Origin of the sequence: Bradyrhizobium sp. Mp27 (assembly GCF_029953005.1) — a bacterium.
Classification (GTDB): Bacteria; Pseudomonadota; Alphaproteobacteria; order Rhizobiales; family Xanthobacteraceae; genus Bradyrhizobium; species Bradyrhizobium barranii.
This window is the reverse complement of record NZ_JASAUS010000752.1, coordinates 1-261: the sequence shown is the minus strand read 5'-3', so window position 1 is coordinate 261 and position 261 is coordinate 1. Positions and strand designations below refer to the sequence as shown.

Here is a 261-nt window from a genome sequence, read left to right as displayed (position 1 = left end):
CAACCGGCCTGGGCAAAAGTTGGTTAGCCTGCGCGCTCGGCCACAAGGCCTGCCGCGACAACCGATCAGTCCTCTATCATCGCGTTCCAAGGCTGTTCGAGGCGCTCGCGCGCGGAGACGGACGTTACGCCCGGCTCCTCAAAAGCCTCGGCCCCCGTGGGTCGGTCAAAATCCCCCGGGTATGGTCACTTGAAACTCCCCCACCTGATGATCGCCGTCAGCGCCGCTGAACAGCAGTAGCCGGTCAGGCAGGACGTTTAT

General features: G+C 63.2%; 1 pseudogene. It reads left to right on the top strand.

The features are described from left to right. Positions 1-152 (top strand): annotated as a pseudogene (locus tag QJT78_RS52545) (ATP-binding protein); the annotation flags it as partial. Positions 153-261: the final 109 nt, after the last annotated feature.